The following is a 23,860-nucleotide window of genomic DNA, read 5'->3' as shown; positions in this document are numbered from 1 at the left end:
GCGGCCGTCAACGGCTCTGCCCCGCCTCTGACGTCCGCCGACAGGGTTGCCCGGCTTGTGGCACACCAGAATCATGTACGAAGTCAAATATCTTTGTCTATAGCTCCACGTGGCAGAACCGCGTATCATCCAGGATGTCATATACGATTTGAAGGGAGTCAGACCCGTGGAGCACCCGCTCGGCCTCGCACCGCAAAAGATCATCGCGGTGCACCTCAACTACCGCAGCCGCGCGGCCGAGCGCGGGCGTACGCCGGCCGTCCCCTCCTACTTCCTCAAGCCGCCGTCGTCGCTGTCCTGGTCGGGACGCCCGGTGGTGCGGCCGGCGGGATGCGAGCTGCTGGCGTTCGAGGGCGAGATCGCCATCGTCATCGGCAAGCGGGCACACCGCGTCTCCCCCGCGCACGCGCTGGAGCACGTCGCCGGGTACACCGCGGCCAACGACTTCGGAGTCTACGACTTCAAACATGCCGACCTCGGGTCCAACCTACGCGCCAAGGGCCAGGACGGCTTCACCCCGGTGGGCCCCGAAATTCTGCGGGACGCCGATCCCGACCGGCTGCGGCTGCGCACCTACGTCAACGGCGAGCTGGTCCAGGACGCCTCCACCGAGGAGCTGTTGTTCGGGTTCGACCTGCTGGTCGCGGACCTGTCCCGCTTCATGACGCTGGAGCCGGGCGACCTCATCCTCGCCGGCACCCCCGCCGGGTCCACGGTCGTGCGCCCCGGCGACGTCGTGGAGGTCGAGCTGGAGGGCGCGGGCCGCCTGCGCAACCAGGTCGTCGCCGACGAGCGCGACGTGCCCGGGTACGGCGTCCAGGCCAAGGTGACCGAGGAGACCCGCGCCGCGGCCTACGGCTCGGCGGGCGCCCCGTCCGCGGGCGTGCTGGACGAGGAGACCGCCGCGGCGCTGCGCTCGGTCTCGACGGCCACGCTGTCCTCCCAGCTCCGCAAGCGCGGCATCGACCACCACTTCATCGAGGGCGTGCGCCCCGCCCGGCCCGACCTGCGCATGGTCGGCGTGGCGAGGACGCTGCGCTACGTCCCCCTGCGCGAGGACGTCTTCGCCGCCATCGGCGGCGGCATGAACGCCCAGAAGCGCACCGTCGAGGAGATCCGCCCGGGTGAGGTGCTCGTCATCGAGGCGCGCGGCGACCACGGGGCCGGCACGCTCGGCGACATCCTCGCGCTGCGCGCCCTGCGCCGCGGCGCCGCCGGGGTCGTCACCGACGGCGGCCTGCGCGACAGCCCCTCCTTCGCGAACCTGGACATGCCCGCCTACTACGCCGTCCCCCACGCCGCCGTCCTCGGCCGCAAGCACGTCCCGCTGGAGTCGCAGGTGCCGGTCGCGTGCGGCGGCGTGCTGGTGATGCCCGGCGACGTGCTGGTCGGCGACGCCGAGGGCGTGGTGGTCATCCCCCCGCGCCTCGTCGCCGAGGTCGCCCGCGACGCGGCCGCACAGGAGGACGAGGAGCGCTTCATCTACGAGCAGGTGAACGAGGGCGCCTCCGTGGACGGCCTCTACCCCATGAACAAGACCTGGCGTGAGACCTACGAGACCCAACGGCGCGGCTCGTGACCACGCAGCAATGCCCGCGCCGGCACACAGGCGCCCGCACGCCGCGCGGCGAAGGCCGCGCCGTCAATAGGGAGTTGGCATGAAATTCCGGTCGGACCCGGCCACCATACGCGGGTCCATCGCCCCCGTGGTGACGCCGTTCACCGAGGACGGAGAGCTCGACCTCGCGTCCCTGCGGGCGCTGGTGCGCTGGCAGCTCGCGCAGGGATCGCACGGGATCTCCACCGGCGGCTCCACCGGCGAGCCGAGCGCGCAGACCGTCGATGAGCGGATCGCGGCGATGGCCGCCGTCGCGGCCGAGACCGCCGACCAGGTGCCGTTCCTGCCCGGCACCGGGTCCGCCAAGCTGGACGAGACCCTGCGCCTCACGGCCGAGGCCGAGCGGCTGGGCGCCGACGCCGCGCTGGTCATCACCCCGTACTACGCGCGGCCGACGCAAGAGGCCCTCTTCCAGTGGTACGCCACGGTCGCCACGGAGTTCCCCTCCCTCCCCATCGTCATCTACAACGTCCCCTCCCGCACGGCCGTGGACATCGCCCCCGAGACCGTCGCCCGGCTGCGCCGCGCGCATGCCAACATCGTGGGCATCAAAGAGACGACGAAGGACTTCGAGCACTTCTCCCGCGTCCTCCAGCTGTGCGGACGCGATTTCCTCATGTGGTCCGGCATCGAGCTGCTGTGCCTGCCGCTGCTGGCCATCGGCGGCGTCGGCTTCGTGAGCGCGGTGGCCAACCTGGCCCCGTCCGCGGTGGCCCGCATGTACACCGCCTACACCGAGGGCGACCACAAGACCGCCCTCGACCTGCACTACGCACTGCATCCCCTGGTCGACCTGCTTTTCGTGGAGACCAACCCGGCTCCCGCGAAGTTGGTACTCGAGCGGCGTGGCCTGATCACCTCACGCCACGTGCGCCCGCCGCTGATCCCGCCCACCGACGCGGGCATCGCGCGGATCGAAGAACTACTGGCTCAGAGCGAGGGAGTCGCCTGATGAACCTTGAGCACTACATCGGCGGGGCCCACGTCCCCAGCGTCACCGGGGCGACGTTCACCGCCCTGGAGCCCGCGACCAACAAGCCGTACCTGACGGTGGCGGCGGGCGGCCCCGAGGACATCGCCGCCGCCGTGGCCGCCGCGCGCACCGCCTTCACCGAGGGGCCGTGGCCGAAGATGAGCGGCGACCAGCGCGCCGCGGTGCTGCGCAGGATCGCCGCCGCGATCGAGTCCCGCGACGACGAGATCGCCGCCCGGGAGTGCCGGGACACCGGCCTGCCGATCACCCAGGCCCGCGGCCAGGCGCACCGCGCCGCGCACAACTTCCGCTTCTTCGCCGACGTCATCACGACGCTGGGCGAGGAGGTCTACCGGGTCGCCTCGGCGCAGCTCAACTACGTGCTGCGCAAGCCGGTCGGCGTCGCCGGCCTGATCACGCCCTGGAACACGCCCTTCATGCTGGAGACCTGGAAGCTCGCCCCGGCGCTCGCCGCGGGCTGCCCGGTCGTCCTCAAGCCCGCCGAGTGGTCCCCCGCGTCGGCCGGGCTGCTGCCGGAGATCATGGAGGAGGCCGGGCTCCCCACCGGCGTCTTCAACCTGGTGCACGGCATCGGCGAGGACGCCGGCGCGGCGCTCGTGGCGCACCCGGACGTCCCGGTGATCTCCTTCACCGGTGAGACCACCACCGGCCAGATCATCATGCGCAACGCCGCCGAGAACCTGAAGGCGCTGTCGATGGAGCTCGGCGGCAAGTCGCCGCTGCTGGTGTTCGCCGACGCCGATCTGGACCGCGCGCTGGACGCGGCCGTCTTCGGGGTGTTCTCCCTCAACGGCGAGCGCTGCACCGCCAGCTCGCGCGTCCTGGTCCAGGAGGAGGTCTACGACGAGTTCGTGGAGCGCCTGGCCGCGCGCGCCTCGCGAGTGAAGGTGGGCGCCCCCGGCGACCCCGCCACCGAGCTGGGCGCGCTGATCCACCCCGAGCACTACGAGCGGGTCATGGAGTACGTGCGGATCGGCACGGAGGAGGGCGCCCGCCTCGTCGCGGGCGGCGAGCGTCCCGCGCACCTGCCCGAGGGCAACTTCCTGGGGGCGACGGTGTTCGCGGACGTCACGCCGAAGATGCGGATCTTCCAGGAGGAGATCTTCGGCCCGGTGGTCTGCGTCACGCCGTTCTCGACCGAGGCCGAGGCGCTGGAGCTGGCCAACGCCACCCGCTACGGCCTGGCCGCCTACCTGTGGACCAACGACCTGCGCAGGACGCACCGGCTCGCGCAGTCCATCGAGGCGGGCATGATGTGGGTCAACTCGCAGAACGTCCGGGACCTGCGCACGCCGTTCGGCGGCGTCAAGGCCAGCGGCCTCGGCCGCGAGGGCGGGCACCACAGCATCGACGTCTACACCGAGGCGCACATCGTGCACCTGGCGACCGAGGATCTGCCGATCCCGCGGTTCGGCGCGGCCTGAGCGCGTCACCGGACGGCGCCGCCTCCCCGAGGGGGGCGGCGCCGTCCGCCGTTGTCAGCCGTCGACGCCGGGCTCGGCGCAGAAGACCACGCCGGAGCCCGACAGGGTGGGCGCGGGGTCGGCGGCGGGCACGAACACCGAGCGTCCCGCGCCGAGGTCCACGCCGTCCGCGCGCGTCTCGCCCGCCACACCCAGCAGGATGCGCGGCACGCCGCCCTCCAGCCGCGTCTCGCCGTCCACCACGAGGCGCCGCAGCCGGAACTCCGGCGCCGGGGTGTCGAAGACCCCGTCCGGCCCCGTGCCCGGCACCAGCGGGCCCGCGTCCGGCTCGGCCACGCGCAGCAGTTCCGCCACGTCGACCGGCTTGGCGGTCAGCCCCGCCCGCACGACGTTGTCGGAGCTGCCCATGATCTCCACGCCGAAGCCCTTGACGTAGCAGTGCAGCACCCCGGCGCCGAGGAAGAGCGCCTGGCCCGGGGCCAGCTCGTGCCGCCTGAGCATCAGCGGGGCCAGGCAGGCGGGGTCTCCGGGGTGGCAGCGGGCCAGGCGGACCACCAGGGCGTAGTCGGGCTGGTGGACGGCGGAGGCGGCCCAGACGGCCTGCTCGGCGATGTCGCGGCCGTCCAGCAGCGCGGCGAGGGCCTTCAGCGGCGCCCCCTCGGCCAGCAGCGTGACCACGTCCTTGAGCCCGGGCACGCCGAGCCGGTCGACCAGCATGGCCGCCTGGTCGGCGGCGCGGAACCCGGCCAGCGCGGTGAACGGGGTGAGCGCGCACACCAGCTCCGGCTTCGCCCAGGGATCACCGTAGACGCCCCGGGCGTGCCCCTCCGCGGCCTGCCCGGCGGACGGGTGGACCTGGAGGGACAGGGGCCTGGCGACCGCGATCAGCTTGAGGAGGAACGGCAGCCGCGCGCCGTGGCGCTCCAGCGTCCGCGCGCCGAGCCCGGCGAGCGGGTCGGCGGCGATCAGGTCGGCGAGGGAGCGCCCGTCCCCGTCGAGCGTCGAGGGCCCGGCCGGGTGCGTGCCGAGCCACATCTCGGCCTCGGGCCCCGGCGAGGGGGCGGGCCGCCCGGTGAGCTCGGCGATGTCCGTGCGCGACCCCCAGGCGTAGTCCTTCAGGGGGTTGGTGAGCAGGTGCAACGTGGTGCTCCTCGATCGGGGTGGTGCCGGGGGCGGTTCGGGGACTCACCAGCCGAACCGGATATGTGCCGACTTGAAGACGCGAGAAATGACTCCGGGTACAGCCTCCCATGGCCGCCCGCCCGGGGCCGCCTCAGGCGGTGGGGAGCCCGGCGCGGTCGGGGACGGTGCGGGGAAGCGCGCGCAGCCGGCCCTCCAGGTCGGCGGGCCACCACGGACCCGCCGAGAGCCGGCCGAGGGCGCCGGTGACCGCCGCCGCGGTGCCGGGGGTGGGCACGACCCGGGAGGGCGCCGCCCCGGCGAGCACGCCGAGCCACCAGTGCCGCCGGGTCGCGGGCATGTCGTCGGGGTCCAGGACGAGGTAGTAGTCGGGCAGGAGGACCCGCTCGTCCCGCAGGTCGGCCAGCGCGGACTCGATCGCGACCTCCAGGCCCCCGGCCGGGGCCGACTCGTCGAAGAAGCCCGTCCACGCCTCACCGAGCCCGCCCAGCGGGTCGGCGTCGTGGACGACGTAGGTGGCCGCCGCGCGCACCACCAGATCGGTGACCTCCGCCACCGCACGCTCCCCACGCCGTATCGCACGGACGTTGTGCAGCCCGTCCAGCCCGCCGACCACCTCGGCCGCCCGCTCCCCCACCACCACGACCACCGTGCTCCCGAGCCGCCGCATACACCGGAGTCTAGGACCCCGTGCCGCGGACCGGCCGCGCCATCCGAGGGCCGCTCAGCCCGGCGCGTCCTCCCCGCTCCGCCGGGCGCGCTCCCGGGCCAGCTCGGCCCGCAGCTCGTCCACCTGCTGCTGCAGCTCGAAGATGCGGCGCACGGCCACCAGCGTCATGCCCTCGCCGACGAGCGCGATGGCGTTCTGCACGTCGCCGATCTCGTGACGGCTGTAGCGGCGCTGGCCGCCGCTGGAGCGCGCGGGCCGCACGACGTCGAAGTCGTCCAGCCGCCGCAGGAACGCCTGTTCGACGTCGAGCATGGCCGCGACCTGTCCGACGGAATACAGGGGCGCGTGCTCGTCGTCGAACGGCAGCCTCGCCATCGTCGCTCGTTCCTTCCCGCGTGGGGGGCCGGGACGGCCCAGGACGTCCTCATTATTGGAACTGAAACGGGGCGGGCGCCGTCGCCGGCGCCCGCCCCTCGCGTCGCGTCACGCGCTCGCGGACCTCACGCCTTGATCGACTTGACCTCCGCACCCTTGTGGATCTCGACCTTGCGGGGCCGGGCCTTCTCGATCACGGGGATGCGCACGGCGAGGACCCCGTTGGAATAGGCGGCGTCGACCTTTTCGCTGTCGAGGTGCTCGGAGAGGTAGACGCGGCGGGTGAAGGTGCCCATGGGGCGCTCCCGCACGAAGACCCGGTCCTCCTGCGCGTGCTCCTCTTCCCGCGTGGCGCTGACCGACAGCACGCCGCGGTCGACGGTGACCTCGATCGAGTCGGGGTCGATGCCGGGGAGGTCGAACCTGAGGAGGACGTCGTCCTTGCGCCGGACGCCGTCGAGGGGCATGACCCGCGCTCCGCCGTCACCCGCGCCGAGGGCCTGCCGGGTGAACCTGTCGAACTGCCGGTCGAACTCCTGGATGAACGGATCGATCGACGTCAGCAGCATCGGTGACCACCTCCAGTAGAACAGGCAGGTTTCCTCACGCCTGCCTTTCCGAAAACTTCCTACTACAGTTATAGGTTACCGGCGCCCTGGATCGCAAGTCGTCGTTCGGGTGAGTGTCGGCCTCCGCCCGGGGACGCGGCTAGGGACGGCCGCCGACTCCCGTGGCGAGTTCGTGGAGGCGGCCCTTCAGGCCGGAGGCCGGTTCCAGGGGTGGGGTGTCCATGCCCGCGCCGCCCTCCATGCCCGCGACCACCTCGCGGACCGCCTGGATCGCGGAGTGGCGCGGGGTCCAGCCGAGTTCGGTGCGGGCGCGCGTGGTGTCCATGATCGGGATCTTGAGCGCCATCTCGACCAGGCCCGGCGAGGCCGGCACCAGGTGCAGGTGCCAGGCAGCGGCCGTCAGGCTGCGGATCATCCACGGTGTGACGGGCACCAGCCTGGTCCTGAGCAGTTCGGCCAGGTCGGCCGGCTCCACGACGGGGTCGGCGGCGAGGTTGAACGGCCCGGATACCGGGCGGGTGACGGCGAGCCGGTACGCCTCGCCCGCGTCGTCGGAGTGCAGGGCCTGGATGCGGAGGCCGGGGACGTCCGGCAGGAACGGCACCCAGCCGGGCCGCACGAGCCGCTGCGGCAGCAGGGGGCCCGCGAACAGGCGGCGCTGCTGGGTGGCCGACTCGCGCTTGAAGATGAACCCCGGGCGCATGCGGACCACGCGGATGCCGGGATGGTCGTTCTCGAAGACGTCGAGGACGCGCTCCAGGTACGCCTTCTCGCGGGAGTAGGCGGCACGCGGCCAGCCGTGGGTGGGCCAGCCCTCGTCCACCGCGCGGTCCTTGGGGCCGGGCGAGTAGGCGCCGACCGAGGAGGCGTGGACCAGCGCGGGGACGCCCGCCTCGGCGACGGCGCGGAAGACGCGCATGCCGCCGAGCACGTTGGCCCGCCAGGTCACCGCCGGGTCGCGGGTGGGCTGGAACAGCCAGGCGAGGTTCACCACGGCGTCCGCGCCGGCGAAAAGGCCGGTGAGGTCGTCGGTGGCGATGTCGGCGGCCCGCCACTCGGTCCTGCCGGGGCGCCACCCCGGCAGGCGGCGCGCGACGCCCACGATCGTGTCGACGCTCGAATCCCGCTCCAGGGCGGAGATCACGCTGGTTCCGACGTTGCCGGTCGCCCCCACCACAATTACCCGCATACCAGGCTGCTCCCCGCTCGGCCTGCGGCTAAACCGCGCCGCCGCCCGCCCGGGCGCGGACGGTCAGTCCCTCCCCCGGCCGGTGAGCAGGTCGCGGACGCGGTCCACCAGACCCGTGCCGGGCGCGAGGAGCTTGCCCGCCGCGGGACTGCCGGGCGCGGCGGGGTGGGGCCGCGTCGGGCCGATCTTCTTGATCATCCGGATCTTGCCGCCCAGGCTGACCAGGTCCTCCGGCTCGACGTAGCGCACCAGGTCGGGGAAGATCCGGCTCTCCTCCTCCCGGACGTGGTGGCGCACCTCGGCGATCAGCCGGTCGAGCAGGTGGTCGAAGACCGGGTCGCCGGGCTCGGCGCGCTCCAGGTCCTTCATCAGCCGCTCCACCTGCGCGTGCTCGGCCACCGCCCGGTCGGCGAGCGCGTCCCCGTCGGGAAGGTGCCGGCGCGCGGCCGGGTACAGGTACGCCTCCTCGGCGACCGTGTGCCCCACCAGCTCGATGATCACCTTGTCGGCCAGTTCCTTGCGGCGGTCGTCCCGTCCGGCGCCGCGCAGCGCCTCCAGCTCGGCGAAGATCTCCTCCATCTGCCGGTGGTCGGTGGTCAGGACGGTGATGACGTCCCCACTGTGCTCCATCACGAACTTCGTCCCCTCTCGCGCTCGGCCTGCCCCGCCACGGGCCCGGCGGCGCGACCGGGGGCCCGATCCCGGTGCGGTGCGCACGCGGATACCCGGACCACATCGTCGGAAACATCCGTCACAACGGGACAATCGGCTATACAGCGCTCCTGAACGGGTAGCCGTCCTCGACACGTCCACTCGGGGAAGAGGAGCAATGAAGGCGGTTACCTGGCACGGCAAGCGCGACATCCGGGTCGAGGAGGTCCCCGACCCGATCATCAAGGAGCCCACCGACGCCATCATCAAGATCACTTCCTCCGGCGTCTGCGGATCCGACCTGCACCTGTACGAGGTGATGGGGCCGTTCCTGCAACAGGGCGACGTGCTCGGCCACGAGCCCATGGGCATCGTTCAGGAGGTCGGCCCCGAGGTGACCCACATCGCCCCGGGCGACCGGGTGGTGGTCCCGTTCAACATCTCCTGCGGCGACTGCCACATGTGCGAGCTCAAGCTATTCGCCCAGTGCGAGACCACGCAGGTGCGCGAGCACGGCACCGGCGCGGCCCTGTTCGGCTACACCAAGCTGTACGGCCACGTGCCCGGCGGCCAGGCGGAGTACCTGCGGGTGCCCCAGGCGCACTTCGGCCCGATCAAGGTCCCCGCGGGGCCGCCGGACGAGCGGTTCGTCTACCTGTCCGACGTGCTGCCCACCGCCTGGCAGGCGGTCGCGTACGCGGACCTGCCCGCCGGCGGTACCGTCGCCGTCTTCGGACTGGGCCCGATCGGGCAGATGGCCTGCCGTGTGGCCCGGCACCTCGGTCACCGGGTGATCGGGGTGGACGGCGTCGGCGCGCGCCTGGAGATGGCCCGCCGCCACGGCGTCGAGGTGATCGACGCCCGCGACGTGCGGGACCCGGCGGAGGCCGTCCGCGAGCTGACCGGCGGACGCGGCGCCGACTCGGTGATCGACGCGGTGGGCATGGAGGCCCACGGCTCCCCCATGGCCAAGCTCGCGCACGCGACGACCGGGCTCCTGCCCGACGCGCTCGCGGCCCCCCTCATGAGGAACGCGGGCGTGGACCGGCTGGCCGCGCTCAACCAGGGCATCGACGCCGTGCGCCGCGGCGGCACCGTCTCGGTGGTCGGCGTGTACGCCGGCATGGCGGACCCGCTGCCCATGATGCGGATGTTCGACAAGGGCGTCACCCTGCGCATGGGCCAGGCGCACGTCAAGCGGTGGATCGACGACCTGCTGCCCCTGGTGTGCGACGAGGCGGACCCGCTCGGCGTGCTGGACCTGGCCACGCACCGCCTCCCCCTGGACCAGGCGCCGCACGGCTACGAGATCTTCCAGAAGAAGCGGGACGGCGCGATCAAGGTGCTGCTGGTGCCCTGACACCCGGCGGCGCCGTCACACGAAGGCGTAGCACTCCACCTCGGCGCGCCGGCGGGTGAGCCCGGCCTTGACCAGGTACGCGACGCAGCGGCGCTCGCGCTTGTTCAGCTTGAGCCTGCCGCAGACGGTGATGCCGGAGTACGTCCGGCAGTCCAGGCGGGGGTTCCACGCGCCGACGCGGTACCTGGCCTTCACCGCCTGGCGGCACTGCCGGCGCGCCCTGCGGGTGTCGGCGTAGCGGCACTGGCGCAGCAGGATCTTGTACTGGGTGGCGGACACCTCCGTCCCGGCGGCCGGCCCCGCTCCCCCGCCGCCGCCCCCGGCGACGATCGCGTGCGCCGTCCCGTCGCCCGGGATCACGGCGGGCGCCGAGGCGGCGAAGACGAGCAGCGCGGCCACGGCGAATGTGCGCTCCAACATGCCGTCCCCCTTGGCCAACGATCAGGCGCCGCTCGCGCGGCCGGGCTCCCGGGGGTCAACCTGACGATACCCGGACAGGCCCGGAAAAACGCATGTGAGTCAGCGCTGCGGCGCGGCGTCGGCGTCCGCCAGGACGGCGAGCACGGTCTCGGCGATCAACGCGTGGCCCGAGGCGGCGGGATGGTCGCCGTCGGCGGCGAGCAGCCCGGTGACGTCGCGTGCGCCCTCCGGCCCCTTGAAGGCCGTGTAGAGGTCGGCGTACAGCGCCCCCGCGCCGGCGGCCGACGCGGCCAGCGCGCCGTTCACGGCCACGGTGAGCCGGTCGGCGCCCGCCACGTACGCGGGCCCCCGGGCGCGGCCGGCGGCGCCGTCCAGGAACACGTTCCAGTAGCCGGTGAGGACGACGCGCCCGCCGGGGCCGTGCAGCGCGCGCACCTTGGCCAGGACGGCGTCCACGCCGGTGCGCAGCCGGGCCAGGGCGTCCTGGTGGCAGGCCAGGCGCGGGCCGCACGCCTCCTCCTCGGCGAGGGCGGGGTCGAAGTCGTTGGCGCCGATCGTGATGATCGTCAGGTCGGCGTCCGCCACCGCGGTCCGCACGGCGTCGTCGTCGAGCAGGTCCAGCAAGCCCTCGCTGGTCAGGCCGGGGACGGCGAGGTTGGCGCCGCCCACCGGCGTGCCCTGGCGGCGGGCCAGGCCGTCCCTGACCAGCGCGACGAAGCCCTCACAGTCGCACGCCGACCCCGCGGGCACCGAGTCGCCGAGCCCGAGGACGGAGCCGACGCGTTCCGTCCCGGCCCGCGAGACCGCCGCGCGGGCGAGGGCCGTGCCCGGCGCGCCGGAGGCGGTCAGCACGTCCAGCGCCACGCCCGACGCGCCCATCAGGGACGGCAACGACAGCAGGGACAGCAGCGTCACGGCCGCGCGGGTGCCGCGGCGCCTCGACGGACCGGACGCGGCCGGTGCGCTCACCGGCGACCTCGGGGTCATGGTGAGAGAACCTACTCCCGCCCGTGCCGTCCCTCCGGGAGCCACACGCGGGCGCGCGGCGCGTCGTGCCGCGGGCACGCGGGGCACCGGGAAGCCGTCCAACCGGAGCCGGGTCAGCCCGGCTCGTTGAGGAGGTCGGCGAGGACGGCGGCGTTGCTGATCTTCACGTCCTTGGTCGCGGTGAGCAGCGTCACCGGGGCCTTGTCGTGGAGGATCGTCCGCAGCCGTTCCAGGGCGTCCCGATGCCGGGAGTCCCGCAGCTCGGCGAGATAGCGTTGCCGGAACTCCTGGTACCGGGCCGGGTCGTGGCCGTACCAGGCGCGCAGCTCCGCCGAGGGGGCCACGTCCTTGAGCCACTCGTCCACGTGGGCCTCCTCCTTGGACAGGCCCCGTGGCCACAGCCGGTCGACCAGGACGCGATCGCCGTCCTCGGCGGCCGGGTCATCGTATACGCGGCGCACACGTACAGGTGGTGACATGTTCTCCCCCGTCCGCTGCGGGCGACCGCGGGCCCACCGCGGGTCGCCACCCGCTGTCTATCCCGAAATATGCCCATTTAGGCCGCATTTCACCCGAACTCGCCCGCGGTCACTCGCCATGACGCGGGTCACATCCCGCTACGGGACCCGCGCGTCCAGGACGGTGTCCAGCCGGCCGTCGTAGGCGGCCAGCAGCAGGCGCGCCGCGTCGGCGTCCAGGCCACGGGCGATCATGACGACGGCGGTCTTCACCTCGTGCCCGGCGGCCACCAGCACGCCACGGGCCGTGGCCACGTCGGTCCCGGCGATCTCCCCGACGATGCGCGCCGCCCGGTCGACGAGCTTGGAGTTGCTCGCCGACACCTCGACCATGTAGTTGCCGAACGTGCGCCCGCACTTGATCATCGAGATCGTCGAGATCATGTTGAGCACGAGCTTCTGCGCCGTGCCCGCCTTCAGCCGGGTCGAGCCCGTGACCACCTCGGGGCCCACCACGACCTCGACCGCGTGCTCGGCGGCGTCCGACAGCGGCACGCCGCGGTTGCACGACAACCCCACGGTCAGCGCCCCCAGCCGGCGGGCCTGCGCCACGGCGGCCAGCACGAACGGCGCCCGCCCGCTCGCCGACAGGCCCACCACCGAGTCAAGCGGCCCGGCCCCGGCCTCGCGGACGGCCGCGGCGCCCGCCTCGGCGTCGTCCTCGGCGCCCTCCACCGAGCGGGTCAGCGCCGGGGCGCCCCCGGCGATGATGCCGCGCACGAGATCGGGGTCGGTGCCGAACGTCGGCGGGCACTCGGAGGCGTCCAGCACGGCCAGGCGCCCGCTGGTGCCCGCGCCCACGTACAGCAGCCGGCCGCCCTGCCGCATGCGCGCGGCGATGTCCTCGATCGCGGCGGCGATCGCCGGGACGGCCTCCGCCACCGCGGCGGGCACGGTGGAGTCCGCGGCGTTCATCAGCCGGGCGATCTCCTCGGTCGGCAGGCGGTCGATCCGCCGGTACCGCGGGTCGCTCTGTTCCGTCGTTGCCACCAGTGGTCGGGTCATGCGTCCTCATTCCAAGCGAGTGGGCGAAAGGGCCGGCCTCAGACGAGCGAGCGGCCGTAGAGCCAGAATGCGCGTTCCACCCGGGCGCCGACGGCCTTGGCGTAGAAGCCGATCGGGCCCACCCAGGCGATCTGGGCGGAGGCGTGCCCGGCCCCGGCCATCTCCTCCAGGCAGCGCCGCAGCAGGACCCGGCCGACGCCGAGCCCGCGCGCGGCCTCTGCCGTCCCCATCGGGCCGAACCACGCCGGCCGGGTGCCCCAGGCGGCGAAGCCCAGGATCTCGCCGTCCCTGACGGCGTAGTGGCAGCCGGCGGCCTGCTCGGCCTCCCACGCCCAGGCGTCGTTCCAGTGCGCCCGCACGAACGCGGCCACCTCGCCGCGGCCGCCCGCGGGCGCGGCGTGCAGGGTGACGTCCGCCGCGGCCAGGCGGGCGAGGTCCCCGTCGTCCGCGGCCGCCCAGGCGTGCCCCGACGGTTCCAGGCCGACGGACATGTTCCAGGCGGTGTGGCGCCGCTCGTACCCCAGGCTCTCGGCCAGCAGGACCGCGGGGGTGTAGCGGACGTCGATGCCGGGCCAGGCGTAGCAGGGCGGGTTCCCGGCGAGGCTCACCTCCTGGACGCCGTGCTCCCGCAGCCAGCCCTCGGCGGCCACGACCAGAGCCCTGCCGAGGCCCCGGCCCCGCGCGGCCGGGCGCACGGCGAGCAGGTCGATGTGCCCATGGCCGCGCACCGGGGACGCGGAGGCGAACACCACCCCGTCGAGGCCGGGTGTGACCAGGGCCGTCCAGGCGCGGCCCGCCGGCGGGGCCGACTGCCGGGCCACCAGGGCGGAGGCCTCGGCCACGTCCAGGTGCAGCGACTCGCGCGCCAGCTCGCCGACCGCGGGCAGCTCCGTGGGCGTGGCGGCCCGGACGCCGGTCATGAGATCGGGGCTCCTCACGCGGCCTCCTCGGGGATCACGCTGCGCCGCGCCGGGTGGTAGCAGGCGTGCTCGTGCGGCACCGGCTCCACGCCCGGCCCGGCCACGCGGACCAACGCGGGCCGTTCGGCCGTGCACTCCTCGGTGCGGAACGGGCAACGGCGGGCGAACAGGCAGCCGGTGTCCGGACGGCGCTCGTCCAGCGCCTCGGTCGGCACCACCCGGTCCGGCCCCGGCCGTTCGAGGCCGTGCAGGACGGGGATCGCCGACAGCAGCGACTGCGTGTAGGGGTGCACGGGCCCGGAGATCACCGACTCGGTGAGCCCGCGTTCGACGACCTGCCCGCGGTACAGCACGTACAGCTCGCCGGCGTCGCCGATGTAGCGCGCGGTGGCGATGTCGTGGGTGATGAAGAGCACGCTCACCCCGAGCCGCTCGCGCAGGTCCTTGAGCAGGGCGAGCACGCTCAGCCGCATCGAGACGTCGATCATGGAGACCGACTCGTCGGCGACGAGCATCTCCGGGTCCACGGTCAGCGCGCGGGCGATGACCACGCGCTGGCGCATACCGCCGGAGAGCTGGTGCGGGTAGCGGCCGAGCACGTACCCCGGGTCGATGCCGACCAGGGACAGCAGTTCCTCGGCCCGGTCGTCCACCCAGGAGGACGGGCGGCCGGTGCGTCGGGCGCGCAGCGCCAGCGGCGCCTGCAGCGTCTGGTGGATGGTGCGGCTCGGGTTGAGCGCCGAGTACGGGTCCTGGTGGATGAGCTGGATCTTCCGGAACTCCGCCTGCCGCTGCCTGTTCCGCAGCGACGACAGCGGCGTGCCGTCGATGACGATCTCGCCCGCGTCGTAGGTCTCCAGCCCGGCGACGATCCGGCCGAGCGTGGTCTTGCCGCAGCCGGACTCGCCGATGAACGAGACCGCGCCGCCCCGGGGGACGGCGAAGTCGACCCCGCGCAGCGCCCGCACCTCGCGTCCGCCGAGGACGTCGCCGCGCTGCCGGTAGGTCTTGGTGATGCCGGTGCCGGTGATCACGCGTGCTCCTCCCGCCTCGCCGCCACGGCGTGGCAGGCGACGGTCTTCTCCTCCACGGCCACCCGCGGCGGCTCGGTGGTCTCGCAGACCTCCATGCGCAGCGGGCAGCGCTCCCGGAACACGCACCCGCGCGCGGGCAGCGTGCCGAGCGTCGGCGGGCGCCCCGGCAGGGCCCTGGCCTGCGTGGGGTCGCCGGACAGGCGCGGGATGGCCCGGATCAGGCCCTGGGTGTACGGGTGGGCGGGGGCGCCGAGGACGTCCATGGTGGGGCCGTGCTCGACCACGCGCCCGCCGTACATCACGGCCAGCCGGTCGGTGACCTCCGCGGCCACGCCGATGTCGTGGGTGATCATGAGCGTGGTGAGCCCGCGCTCCTTGTGCACCTCGCGGACGATGCGCAGGATCGTCGCCTGCGTGATCATGTCCAGCGCCGTGGTCGGCTCGTCCAGGATCGCCAGCCGGGCGTTCAGCACCAGGGCGAGCATGATGCCGACCCGCTGGCGCATGCCGCCCGACAGCTCGTGCTGGTGGGAGTCCAGCACGCGGGCGCCGTCCAGGCCCATGCGCTCCAGCAGCCCCCTGGCGTCCCTGACCAGCGCGGGCAGGTCGTCCACGCCGTGGGAGCGCCCGAGGTCGAGCACCTGCTTGCCGACCGTCTTGAGCGGGTTCAGCGAGTTCTGCGCGGCCTGGAAGACGTACCCGAGGTGCCGGCCGCGGGCGTGGCGCAGCTCGTCGCCGCCCAGCCGGAGCACGTCGCCGAGGCCGTCCACCTCGACGCTGCCCCCGGCGATGCGGCCAGGCGGCTGGACGGCGTTGAGCAGCGACAGCGCCAGCGTGGACTTGCCGGAGCCGGACTCGCCGACGATGCCGGTGATCGTGCCGGGGGCGATGGTGAGCGAGACGCCGCCGACGGCGGGCAGCTCGCCGAGCGGGGTCTTGTAGACGACGGTGAGGTCGCGCACCCGCACGCCCGGCGGGGGGCCGGGGTCGGGGCGGTGAGCCCCGGCGGCGGCGCCGCTCGGGGAACCGCTGGAGGCCGCCTCGGCGCGGGAGCGCCTCAGCAGCCGCGTGGCGTTCATGGTCACCCGGGTCACTCCTCACGCAGCCGTGGGTTGAAGATCTCGTCCATCGCGTCCACGACGAGCACGATGCCGAGCGTCAGCAGCAGGATCGCCAGCAGCGGCGCCAGCAGGTACGGCAGCGCCGCCGCGCTGGTCAGGGCGCCGCCGCCGAAGACGGCGAGGTTGAGCATCACACCCCAGTTGTTGGAGTCGAACGGCAGGACGCCGAGGAAGAACAGGCCGACCTGGGCGTAGATGGCGCCGGTCACGGCGATGAGCATGTTCATCGCGATGTACGGCGCCATGCCGGGCAGCAGCTCGCGCACGACGATGTGCGGGGTGGACAGGCCGAGCCCCCGCGCGGCCTCGATGAAGCCGCGCTCGCGCAGGGACAGCGTCTGCGAGCGCACCGCCCGCGCGATGCCGCCCCAGCCGAGCAGCCCGAGCACGAGGCCCATCTCCAGCGGGCCCTCGAACTTCCACACCGTGGACAGCACGAGCAGCAGCGGCAGGCCGGGGATGGTGAGCTGCAGGTCGGTGACGCGCATCAGCACCGTGTCCCAGCGGCCCCGGTGGAACCCGGCCAGCAGGCCGAGCGCCGTGCCGACCGCGACCGTGATCACCGCCGTGGCGAGGCCCGTGAGGATGACGTACCGGGAGCCGGTGACGACCAGCGCGAGCACGTCGGTGCCCTCGAAGTCGGTGCCGAACGGGTGCGCCAGGCTCGGCGGCGCGTACAGGGCGTCGTCGTCGCGCGGCAGGTGGGCCGGGTACAGCATGGGCCCCACCACGGCCATCAGCGCGAACAGCGCCAGGATCACCACCCCGGCGACACGGCTCGGCTTGCGGCGCAGCACGCGGGCCACGCCCCGCCAGAAGTTGCGGCGCAGCGTGGCGCGGGCGCTCCCGCCGCCCTGGCCGTCGGGAAGCATCGCCGTCACGGTCATGCCGCGTCCCCCGTCCGCACCCGCGGGTCGATCACGGTGTACAGCAGGTCGGCCGCGATGTTGGCGACGACGACCGCGATGGTGGTGACCAGGAAGGCGCCGCCCATGAGCGCGTAGTCGCGGGCGCCGATGCTGTCGACCAGCAGCAGGCCGAGGCCCGGGTAGTTGAAGATGCGCTCGATGAAGATCGCGCCGCCGAACAGCATGCCGAGCGACAGGGCCAGGATCGTGAACAGCGGCAGGATCGCGTTGCGGGCGACGTACCGGAACAGCACCCACCGCGACAGCCCGCGCAGCTCGGCGGCCAGGATGAAGTCGTCGCCGAGCACGGTCGCCACGCTGGACTTCATCGCCAGCACCCAGCCGCCGTAGCTGGCCAGCGCGTACGTCAGCACGGGCAGGGTGGCGTGCTGGACCAGCGAGGCCAGGTAGGGGCCGTTGAGCCCGGGCGGGAACTCGACGTCGACCGGGCCGCCCGCGGGCAGGATCGGCCACAGCGTCGTGAAGATGGCCAGCATCAGCAGGCCCAACACGTACTGCGGCACGCCGTGCAGCAGCGATCCGGAGATGGTGAGCAGGTCGCCGAGCTTGCCCGCGCGCTTGATGCCCGCGTAGACGCCGAGGGTCACCCCCAGCAGGAAGCTGAGCAGCGTGCCGCCGAGCACGGGCAGGATCGTCCACGAGGCGGCGGAGCCGAGCAGCGTGGTCACCTCGGTGCCGGGCGTGCTGAGCGACTGGCCGAGGTCCAGGTGGAGCAGCGCCTTCATGTAGCCGACGTACTGCTCCCACAGCGTGCCGGTCGGCAGGAAGCCGTACAGCACGGCGGTGGCGCGCTCGGCCTGATCGGGGGACATGCCGCGTTCGATCAGCGCCTCGTACTGCCCCCGGACGGGGTCGCCGGGGATGCTGCGGATGATCACGAAGCTGATCGTGGTGACCACCCAGATCATGACGAGCCCCCTGACCAGGTGGCCGGCGAGCCGGCGCCTGACCGGATGGCCCTTCCTCGCCACCGGGGCGGCCTGCGCGTTCGGCTCCACCGGGTCTTCCCGGGTGCCGTCACGGGTCGCGGAAAGCTTCATGGGCTACTTCTTCTCGATCATGCCGAGCTGCATCCACACGCCCGCGGGAAGGCGCAGCGCCTCGCTGTCGTGGGGAGGCCAGCCGGTGTAGCGGGACGTGTTGACGAACTGGGTGTTGACGTAGTCGTAGAGCTGGATGACGGGGAGCTGCTGGTTCGTCAGCGCCGCGAGCGTGCCGACGATCTTCTTCTGCTCCTCGGGGGTCGCCAGGTTCAGGCGGTTGGTGAGCTCGCCGGGGTTCACGCCGCCGATCTTCTCCGGGCCGCCCATCCAGTTGCCGTCCTTGCCGGGCGGCGAGTGGGTGAGCCGGCCCGCGAGCAGGGACCAGCCGTTGGCCGAGCCGTAGAGACGCTGGTAGATGTTGTACGGCGACGGGCCGAGCGCCATCAGCCAGAAGCCGACGTCGAGCTTGCCCGAGGCCAGCTCCTCCAGGTAGAGCGTGTAGTCGGCGGACGTCGTCACGCTCGCGTCGATGCCGTGGTCGTTGAGCTGGCTGGTGATCGACTTGGCCGCGGCCACCCAGTCGGAGAACTCGGCGGGCACCGTGAGACGCACCTTCCACGGCTTGCCGTCCGCGAAGCCCCACTGGCCCTTGCGCTTGACCATGCCGGCCGCCCTCAGTTCCTGGTCCGCCTTGGCCGGGTCCACCTTGTACGGGTTCAGCCCGGCGAGTCCCGGGCCGAGCCACGCCTTGGCCGCGCTGCCGTGGATGCCGGTGGTGGCGATGGACGGCGTGCCCGCCTCGGGCGAGGCGACCCGGGTGACCTGGGCGCGGTCGATCAGGTACGCGAGCGCGCGGCGCACGTGCGGGTCGTCGTACGGCTTGCGGGACTGGTTGAAGGCCATCGACGCCGCGACCGGGGAGTAGCCCTTGCGGACCTCGTTGCCCGCGGTCGCCTTGATGCGCGCCATGACGGCGGCGGGGACCGCGGTGAAGGGGGCGCTGTCGAGCTTGCCGGAGACCAGGTAGTTCCAGATCTGCTCGTTGCCCGTGTAGTTGAGCACCTTCACCTTGTCGGGCACGATCTTGGCGGAGTCGTAGAAGTACGGGTTCCGCTTCAGCAGCGCCGCGCCGGGGTTCACGCGCTCCAGCACGAAGGGGCCCGCGGAGACGTCCTCGCGCGGGGAGAAGGTGATGACCTTCTGCGACAGGCCGGTGATCTCGGTCTTGGCCTTGTCCGCGGCCGGGCCCGTGCCCCGGGCGTCCTGGAGCGTGCGCCAGAAGCCGGCGGGCAGCAGCGCGCCGTACACGTGGTCGGGCACGACGACCGTCGAGAGCACGTTCCTGAGGAAGGCGTTGCTGCGGTTGGCCCCTTGTGTGATCTTGACGGTCTTGTCGTCCACGATCACCACGTCGGCCGCCGCTCCGGCCGCGCCCGCGTTCACCGTGTAGGCGCTGCCGCCCTGGGTGTAGGCGAGGCCGATGGACGTACGCACGTCCTTGCTGGTCACCGGCTTGCCGTCCGACCAGCGCGCGTTCGGGCGCAGGTGGATCACGACCTCGCCCTGGTCGGGCGTGGCCGACCAGCTCGCGGCCAGGCCGGGGTAGAACAGGTCGGGATTCATCAGGTCGTTCTTGGGCCAGCCCAGGGACATCGTGTCGTAGCCGACGAACGTGCTGCCCTGCGGGTTGAACGGGTTGATCGGCGCGCTCGCGTCGATCTGCTTCGCGCCGTCGATCGTCGTGTAGATGCCTCCCGACGAGGTGGTCCCCGTGGTGCCGCAGGCGGTGGCTGTGGCGATCGCCGCGAGGGCGGCGATCGCTGTGAGTCGCTTCATGAAGTGCTCCAGGTCCCCGATTGCCAGGACCTTACGGGCGCCGGGACAGGGTGGGAAAATTTTTTCGTTCCAGCAGCCTAGCATGAAGCTATCTTTTAGTACCCCTTCCACCTGCGAAGACTCCCCCGAACCCCGGGCGCGCTCCCGTCGCCGACATGGGTGAAGGGGTCCCGGGAGGACGCACGGGAGATCGGCGCACAAGGCGTGGAGATCGACGTGCGAAAGATCGGCGCACGACGCGCCGACCCAGGGCAGACGCGTCGACCTAGGGCAGATGGAGGAGCGGATCTCCGGAAGATCGACCTACGAGGCCACGCGGGAGTGCGGCGGCCGGTGCGGCAGCGCGCCGTCGAGATCCCCGAAGGGGTGGACCCGCCGCGGGTCAGGCCATGCGGGCGACGCCGCCCACGGCGCCCGCCTCGCCGGGCCTGGCCAGGGGAACGTCGGCGTCGGGCCGCCAGTCCTGCAACGGGACGACGCCGGGCTCCACCGGCTCCAGGCCGTCGAAGAACGCGCGCACCTGCTCGGGCGACCGCGACTTGGTGCCCGGCACCGCCGTACGGCTGAACACCCGATCGCCCGCCGACTGCTGCTCGTCGCTCAACTCGCCGATCGAGCCGTGCGAGATCACCAGATGGCCGCCAGGCCCGAGCGCGGCCTTCAGGGTCGCGACGATCCGCGCGGCCTCCACGTCGTCCGGGACGAAGTGCAGCACGCCGAGCAGCAGGATCGCCACGGGCCTCGTGAAGTCGAGGTGGGCCCGGATCTCCGGGCGGGCCAGCAAAGCCTCGGGGTCGCGCAGGTCGGCGTCCACGGCGATCACCCGGTCGTTCTCGGCGAGCAGCGCCCGAGCGTGGGACAGGACGATGGGGTCGTTGTCGACGTAGACGACGCGGGACTCGGGGACCAGCTCCTGCGCGACCTGGTGCACGTTCCGCTGCGTCGGCAGCCCCGCGCCGATGTCCAGGAACTGCCGGATGCCCTGACGGCTGAGGTAGGTGACCGCGCGGATCAGGAACTCGCGGTTCTCCCGGGCGATGTCACGCAGGTTGGGCAGGATCTCGATGATCTTCTCGGCCGCCTCGCGATCGGACGCGAAGTTGTCCTTGCCACCGAGGTAGTAGTCGTACATCCGCGCGACGCTCGGGGTATACGGATCGACTCCGGTCGGCGCCTTCGCCTCGCCCACGCCACCCTCACCCACCAACTCGCACATCAACGACTTTATTGATCTTAATCCACCACCCCCACCATGCAACCCCATACCCGACTTAACAGACACCCCACACCAAAGAAGCAATCCCACTGTCAACCAATCACACAACTACAACCCCAGCCACAGACCTTCTAGCGGCACAAGCACACCCATCGGCAGGCACGTGCCCGCACAGGAGGGTTCCCCTGGTGGCGGAGATGTTCGAGCGGTCCGTAGGCGTCAACCCAGCCGCGTTCGCGCGGTGGGTTCGCGCCCAGCGTTCGCACTTGGCGTTCACGCCTGACGTTCGCACCTTGCGTTCGCATCTCACCGTTCGCTGGTGGCGCAGGTGATGGGTGGGATCGCGGCGCTTGACCTCGACGGCGGGCACGGGTGGGATCGACCCACCTCAGCCGTTAGACCTTTCTTCTGGCGGGGTGGCGCGCATGGGGAGCGACACACCGAGCGATCGCCTGGGCGACGCAGCGATCCTCACACCACCCGCCTGAAGAGAAGATTCAATGGCTGAGGTGATTTGACCCCACCCGTGGCCCGCCGTCGTGGCCGGTCACCGCGATCCCCCCCACCATCGTCCCCACAGCGAACGCAACGCGTGAACGCGAGATCCGAACGCGAGGCGCAGGCAGTGGACGAGGCGCATTTCACCCAGCTCACTCGGACACCTCACGACGAACGCCCTACCGAACGAAACGGCCTAGGAAGCGGCCTGGACGTGCCCGCACGGGGAGATCACCTCTTGATCTCCCCGCAGCTGGCCGGCCGTTGGGGGGTCAGGGGCGGAGGAGTTCGCGGGCGCGGTCGGGGCCTACGGCCAGGAGGAGGGTGGGGAGGCGGGGGCCGGTGTCGCGGCTGACGAGGAGGGTGTAGAGGAGGGCGAAGAACTCGCGCTGGGCGACCTTCAGTTCGGGGGTGGGCTTGGCGTCGGGGGTGAGGCCGGCCTGCACCTTGGGCACGCCGTACACCAGGGCCGTCAGGCCGTCCAGTGACCAGTGGTCGTCCAGGCCGTCGAGCAGCAGGCGCAGCGACTCGCGCTCGCGCTCGCCCAGGGACGCGAGCAGCGCGACGTCCGGCTCGTCGCGGACGCGGGTGCGCTGTTCGGCGGGGACCTGCGTGGTGATCCAGCGTTCGGCGCGGTCGAGCCGGGGGCGGACCTCGTCCAGGGAGGTGATGGGCCGCTCGGCGTCCAGGTCGCGCAGGATGCGCAGGGTCTGCTCGGCGTGGCCGGTGGTGACGTCGACGATCGAGGCCAGCGTGCGGTAGGGCACCGGCCGCGGCGTGGCGGGCAGCGGCCCGGCGGCGGTGGTGGCCGCACGGGTGTGCGCGGCGACGTCGGCCGGCAGCGCGACCCCCTCGGCGACCTTGCGCTCCAGCGTGTCCCACTCGTCGTAGGTGCGCTGGATCTCCTGGTCGAAGGCGATCTTGAAGGACTGGTTCGGCCGGCGGCGCGCGTACAGCCAGCGCAGCAGCGGCGCCTCCATGATGGCCAGGGCGTCGGCCGGGGTGGGCACCGCGCCCTTGGAACTGCTCATCTTGGCCATGCCGCTGATGCCGACGAAGGCGTACATCGGCCCGATGGGCTGGTCGGCGCCGAAGATCTCCTTCACGATGTGGCCGCCGACGACGAACGACGACCCCGGGGAGCTGTGGTCGACGCCGGAGGGCTCGAACACCACGCCCTCGTACGCCCAGCGCATCGGCCAGTCGACCTTCCACACCAGCTTGCCGCGGTTGAACTCCGACAGCCGGACGGTCTCGGAGTGGCCGCACACGCAGGTGTAGGACAGCTCGGTGGACGCGTCGTCGTAGGAGGTGACCGTGGTCATGTCCCGGTCGCACACCGAGCAGTACGGCTTGTACGGGAAGTAGCCCGCGGCGGCGGAGCCGTCGTCCTCGGAGGCGGCGCCCGACCCCTCGGCCGCCGCCTCGGCCGCGGCGGCCTCGGCCTCGTCCAGCCCCTGCGTCTGGGGCTTCTTGGCGGGCTTGGCCTTGGTGCGGTAGCGGTCGAGGATCGCGTCGATGCGCTCGCGCTCGCGCATGGCCAGCAGGATCTGCTCGCGGTACACCCCGGAGGTGTACTGCGCGGTCTGGCTGATGCCGTGGTACTCGACGCCGAGCTCCTCAAGGGCGGCGATCATCGGCGCCTTGAAGTGTTCGGCCCAGTTGGCGTACGTGCTGCCGGGCGGGGCGGGCACGGTGGTGAGCGGCTTGCCGATGTGCTCCGACCACGAGGAGTCGATGCCGGCGGGGACCTTCCGGAACCTGTCGAAATCATCCCAGGAGATGATGTGCACGACCTCGTGGCCCCGGCGGCGGATCTCGTCGGCGACCAGGTGGGGCGTCATGACCTCGCGAAGGTTGCCCAGGTGGACCGGGCCGGACGGGCTGAGGCCCGACGCGCAGACGATCGGTTTGCCGGGGGCGCGACGCTCCGCCTCGGCGATGACCTCGTCCGCGAATCGTGAGACCCAGTCGGCCTCAGGGCTCATAGCCACGATGGGAACATCCTTCCTCGAATGCCTGACGCCTCCATTCTTCCGGACCCCGGCAGTGGACCGTGCACCGCCGCGTCGCCCTGGGGAAAACCGCCTGGCCGCCCCTGCGCTACCTCTGAGGCGGACACGGGCCCCGGCGCGTAGGACAACCCCGGTGAGGTTCTCGGCCACCTCCCAGAGCCGCGCCGCCAGGGCTCCTCGGGGCCACATCGAGGTCGCCGACGGCCTGCGGGAGCTGCTTCGCACCCTGATGACCGGGCCGGCCGCCCGCGTCCGGCCCCCGGCACCTGATCGCCGCTCCCCCTCGCGGATCCCCTATGGCGGCGGGGTTTCCGCGGCCGGCCGGGGTCGGTGAACGACGGAATTCTGTCGGAGGCGGGTGGCACGATCATGGGTAGCGCCGAGATGT

The 23,860-nt window shown here is 72.6% G+C and carries 22 protein-coding genes; 4 read left to right on the top strand and 18 right to left on the bottom strand.

The window, feature by feature from the left end; all coding sequences use genetic code 11:
* The first annotated feature begins 166 nt into the window (after positions 1–166).
* The 3 genes from BJ982_RS16790 to hpaE all read left to right on the top strand — a co-directional run bounded on the left by BJ982_RS16790 (position 167) and on the right by hpaE (position 4,036).
* A complete protein-coding gene (locus BJ982_RS16790) occupies positions 167–1,579 on the top strand; it encodes a fumarylacetoacetate hydrolase family protein (protein WP_184881139.1) in 1,413 nt (470 codons plus the stop codon).
* Between the two features lie 79 nt (positions 1,580–1,658).
* Positions 1,659–2,570 (top strand): 4-hydroxy-tetrahydrodipicolinate synthase, encoded by a 912-nt coding sequence (gene dapA / locus BJ982_RS16785; RefSeq protein WP_184881137.1) that lies wholly within the window; start codon positions 1,659–1,661, stop codon positions 2,568–2,570.
* Positions 2,570–4,036, top strand: coding sequence for a 5-carboxymethyl-2-hydroxymuconate semialdehyde dehydrogenase (gene hpaE / locus BJ982_RS16780; protein ID WP_184881135.1), 1,467 nt, complete (start codon positions 2,570–2,572; stop codon positions 4,034–4,036). The genes dapA and hpaE overlap by 1 nt, the downstream gene beginning before the upstream one ends.
* 54 nt (positions 4,037–4,090) lie before the next feature.
* Here the strand turns inward: hpaE and manA are convergent, their stop codons facing one another.
* The 6 genes from manA to BJ982_RS16750 form a co-directional block, all read right to left on the bottom strand.
* On the bottom strand, positions 4,091–5,176 hold the full coding sequence (gene manA, locus BJ982_RS16775) for a mannose-6-phosphate isomerase, class I (RefSeq protein WP_184881133.1): 1,086 nt from the start codon (positions 5,174–5,176) through the stop codon (positions 4,091–4,093).
* A 133-nt stretch (positions 5,177–5,309) separates the two neighbouring features.
* A complete protein-coding gene (locus BJ982_RS16770) occupies positions 5,310–5,846 on the bottom strand; it encodes a hypothetical protein (protein WP_184881132.1) in 537 nt (178 codons plus the stop codon).
* Positions 5,847–5,900: 54 nt separating this feature from the next.
* On the bottom strand, positions 5,901–6,221 hold the full coding sequence (locus BJ982_RS16765; protein ID WP_184881130.1) for a MerR family transcriptional regulator: 321 nt from the start codon (positions 6,219–6,221) through the stop codon (positions 5,901–5,903).
* Between the two features lie 125 nt (positions 6,222–6,346).
* Positions 6,347–6,790, bottom strand: a complete 444-nt coding sequence (locus BJ982_RS16760; RefSeq protein ID WP_184881128.1) for an Hsp20/alpha crystallin family protein — start codon at positions 6,788–6,790, stop codon at positions 6,347–6,349.
* A 139-nt stretch (positions 6,791–6,929) separates the two neighbouring features.
* Positions 6,930–7,979: an NAD-dependent epimerase/dehydratase family protein gene (locus tag BJ982_RS16755; RefSeq protein WP_184881126.1), complete on the bottom strand. Its 1,050-nt coding sequence runs from the start codon at positions 7,977–7,979 to the stop codon at positions 6,930–6,932.
* 63 nt (positions 7,980–8,042) lie between these two features.
* Positions 8,043–8,609, bottom strand: coding sequence for a hemerythrin domain-containing protein (locus BJ982_RS16750; RefSeq protein WP_184888953.1), 567 nt, complete (start codon positions 8,607–8,609; stop codon positions 8,043–8,045).
* A gap of 199 nt (positions 8,610–8,808) precedes the next feature.
* Between BJ982_RS16750 and BJ982_RS16745 the strand changes: the two genes are divergently transcribed.
* Positions 8,809–9,990 carry a zinc-dependent alcohol dehydrogenase gene (locus BJ982_RS16745; RefSeq protein ID WP_184881123.1) on the top strand — a complete coding sequence of 394 codons (1,182 nt, stop codon included), beginning with the start codon at positions 8,809–8,811 and terminating at the stop codon, positions 9,988–9,990.
* 15 nt (positions 9,991–10,005) lie between these two features.
* Here the strand turns inward: BJ982_RS16745 and BJ982_RS16740 are convergent, their stop codons facing one another.
* The 12 genes from BJ982_RS16740 to lysS all read right to left on the bottom strand — a co-directional run bounded on the left by BJ982_RS16740 (position 10,006) and on the right by lysS (position 23,445).
* On the bottom strand, positions 10,006–10,410 hold the full coding sequence (locus BJ982_RS16740) for a hypothetical protein (RefSeq protein ID WP_221482328.1): 405 nt from the start codon (positions 10,408–10,410) through the stop codon (positions 10,006–10,008).
* Between the two features lie 99 nt (positions 10,411–10,509).
* Entirely contained in the window at positions 10,510–11,397 is an 888-nt protein-coding gene (locus BJ982_RS16735; protein ID WP_184881121.1) for an SGNH/GDSL hydrolase family protein, read from the bottom strand.
* Positions 11,398–11,510: 113 nt separating this feature from the next.
* On the bottom strand, positions 11,511–11,858 hold the full coding sequence (locus BJ982_RS16730) for a DUF488 domain-containing protein (protein WP_239122902.1): 348 nt from the start codon (positions 11,856–11,858) through the stop codon (positions 11,511–11,513).
* A 156-nt stretch (positions 11,859–12,014) separates the two neighbouring features.
* Complete coding sequence (gene murQ / locus BJ982_RS16725) at positions 12,015–12,920, bottom strand: N-acetylmuramic acid 6-phosphate etherase (RefSeq protein ID WP_184881116.1); 906 nt, start codon at positions 12,918–12,920, stop codon at positions 12,015–12,017.
* Positions 12,921–12,958: 38 nt separating this feature from the next.
* A complete protein-coding gene (locus tag BJ982_RS16720; protein ID WP_239122903.1) occupies positions 12,959–13,858 on the bottom strand; it encodes a GNAT family N-acetyltransferase in 900 nt (299 codons plus the stop codon).
* Positions 13,855–14,874 carry an ABC transporter ATP-binding protein gene (locus BJ982_RS16715; protein ID WP_184881114.1) on the bottom strand — a complete coding sequence of 340 codons (1,020 nt, stop codon included), beginning with the start codon at positions 14,872–14,874 and terminating at the stop codon, positions 13,855–13,857. Before BJ982_RS16715 ends, BJ982_RS16720 begins: the two co-directional genes overlap by 4 nt.
* The gene (locus tag BJ982_RS16710) at positions 14,871–15,953 is read right to left on the bottom strand and encodes an ABC transporter ATP-binding protein (protein WP_184888947.1); all 1,083 of its coding nucleotides are present in this window, start codon (positions 15,951–15,953) and stop codon (positions 14,871–14,873) included. Before BJ982_RS16710 ends, BJ982_RS16715 begins: the two co-directional genes overlap by 4 nt.
* An 11-nt stretch (positions 15,954–15,964) precedes the next feature.
* The gene (locus tag BJ982_RS16705; protein ID WP_184881111.1) at positions 15,965–16,882 is read right to left on the bottom strand and encodes an ABC transporter permease; all 918 of its coding nucleotides are present in this window, start codon (positions 16,880–16,882) and stop codon (positions 15,965–15,967) included.
* Positions 16,879–17,964 (bottom strand): ABC transporter permease, encoded by a 1,086-nt coding sequence (locus tag BJ982_RS16700; RefSeq protein WP_184881109.1) that lies wholly within the window; start codon positions 17,962–17,964, stop codon positions 16,879–16,881. The genes BJ982_RS16705 and BJ982_RS16700 overlap by 4 nt, the downstream gene beginning before the upstream one ends.
* A 3-nt stretch (positions 17,965–17,967) precedes the next feature.
* Positions 17,968–19,743: an ABC transporter substrate-binding protein gene (locus BJ982_RS16695; RefSeq protein WP_184881107.1), complete on the bottom strand. Its 1,776-nt coding sequence runs from the start codon at positions 19,741–19,743 to the stop codon at positions 17,968–17,970.
* Between the two features lie 382 nt (positions 19,744–20,125).
* A complete protein-coding gene (locus tag BJ982_RS16690) occupies positions 20,126–20,932 on the bottom strand; it encodes an SAM-dependent methyltransferase (protein ID WP_239122904.1) in 807 nt (268 codons plus the stop codon).
* A 797-nt stretch (positions 20,933–21,729) separates the two neighbouring features.
* A complete protein-coding gene (gene lysS, locus BJ982_RS16685) occupies positions 21,730–23,445 on the bottom strand; it encodes a lysine--tRNA ligase (RefSeq protein WP_184888945.1) in 1,716 nt (571 codons plus the stop codon).
* Positions 23,446–23,860: the final 415 nt, after the last annotated feature.

The sequence above is a fragment of the Sphaerisporangium siamense genome (genome assembly GCF_014205275.1).
In the GTDB taxonomy this organism is placed as follows: Bacteria; Actinomycetota; Actinomycetes; order Streptosporangiales; family Streptosporangiaceae; genus Sphaerisporangium; species Sphaerisporangium siamense.
The sequence above is the reverse complement of the archived record's forward strand: the minus strand, read 5'-3'. Positions and strand labels throughout refer to the sequence as shown.

Bases quoted from the DNA above. Each gene is read 5' to 3' on its own strand.
- BJ982_RS16740 (WP_221482328.1), bottom strand. From the start codon at position 10,410: ATGTTGGAGCGCACATTCGCCGTGGCCGCGCTGCTCGTCTTCGCCGCC.
- BJ982_RS16765 (WP_184881130.1), bottom strand. From the start codon at position 6,221: ATGGCGAGGCTGCCGTTCGACGACGAGCACGCGCCCCTGTATTCCGTC.
- BJ982_RS16750 (WP_184888953.1), bottom strand. From the start codon at position 8,609: ATGGAGCACAGTGGGGACGTCATCACCGTCCTGACCACCGACCACCGG.
- murQ (WP_184881116.1), bottom strand. From the start codon at position 12,920: ATGACCCGACCACTGGTGGCAACGACGGAACAGAGCGACCCGCGGTAC.
- lysS (WP_184888945.1), bottom strand. From the start codon at position 23,445: ATGAGCCCTGAGGCCGACTGGGTCTCACGATTCGCGGACGAGGTCATC.
- BJ982_RS16745 (WP_184881123.1), top strand. From the start codon at position 8,809: ATGAAGGCGGTTACCTGGCACGGCAAGCGCGACATCCGGGTCGAGGAG.
- BJ982_RS16700 (WP_184881109.1), bottom strand. From the start codon at position 17,964: ATGAAGCTTTCCGCGACCCGTGACGGCACCCGGGAAGACCCGGTGGAG.
- BJ982_RS16705 (WP_184881111.1), bottom strand. From the start codon at position 16,882: ATGACCGTGACGGCGATGCTTCCCGACGGCCAGGGCGGCGGGAGCGCC.
- dapA (WP_184881137.1), top strand. From the start codon at position 1,659: ATGAAATTCCGGTCGGACCCGGCCACCATACGCGGGTCCATCGCCCCC.
- hpaE (WP_184881135.1), top strand. From the start codon at position 2,570: ATGAACCTTGAGCACTACATCGGCGGGGCCCACGTCCCCAGCGTCACC.
- BJ982_RS16760 (WP_184881128.1), bottom strand. From the start codon at position 6,790: ATGCTGCTGACGTCGATCGATCCGTTCATCCAGGAGTTCGACCGGCAG.
- BJ982_RS16735 (WP_184881121.1), bottom strand. From the start codon at position 11,397: ATGACCCCGAGGTCGCCGGTGAGCGCACCGGCCGCGTCCGGTCCGTCG.
- BJ982_RS16710 (WP_184888947.1), bottom strand. From the start codon at position 15,953: ATGAACGCCACGCGGCTGCTGAGGCGCTCCCGCGCCGAGGCGGCCTCC.
- BJ982_RS16755 (WP_184881126.1), bottom strand. From the start codon at position 7,979: ATGCGGGTAATTGTGGTGGGGGCGACCGGCAACGTCGGAACCAGCGTG.
- BJ982_RS16770 (WP_184881132.1), bottom strand. From the start codon at position 5,846: ATGCGGCGGCTCGGGAGCACGGTGGTCGTGGTGGTGGGGGAGCGGGCG.
- BJ982_RS16695 (WP_184881107.1), bottom strand. From the start codon at position 19,743: ATGAAGCGACTCACAGCGATCGCCGCCCTCGCGGCGATCGCCACAGCC.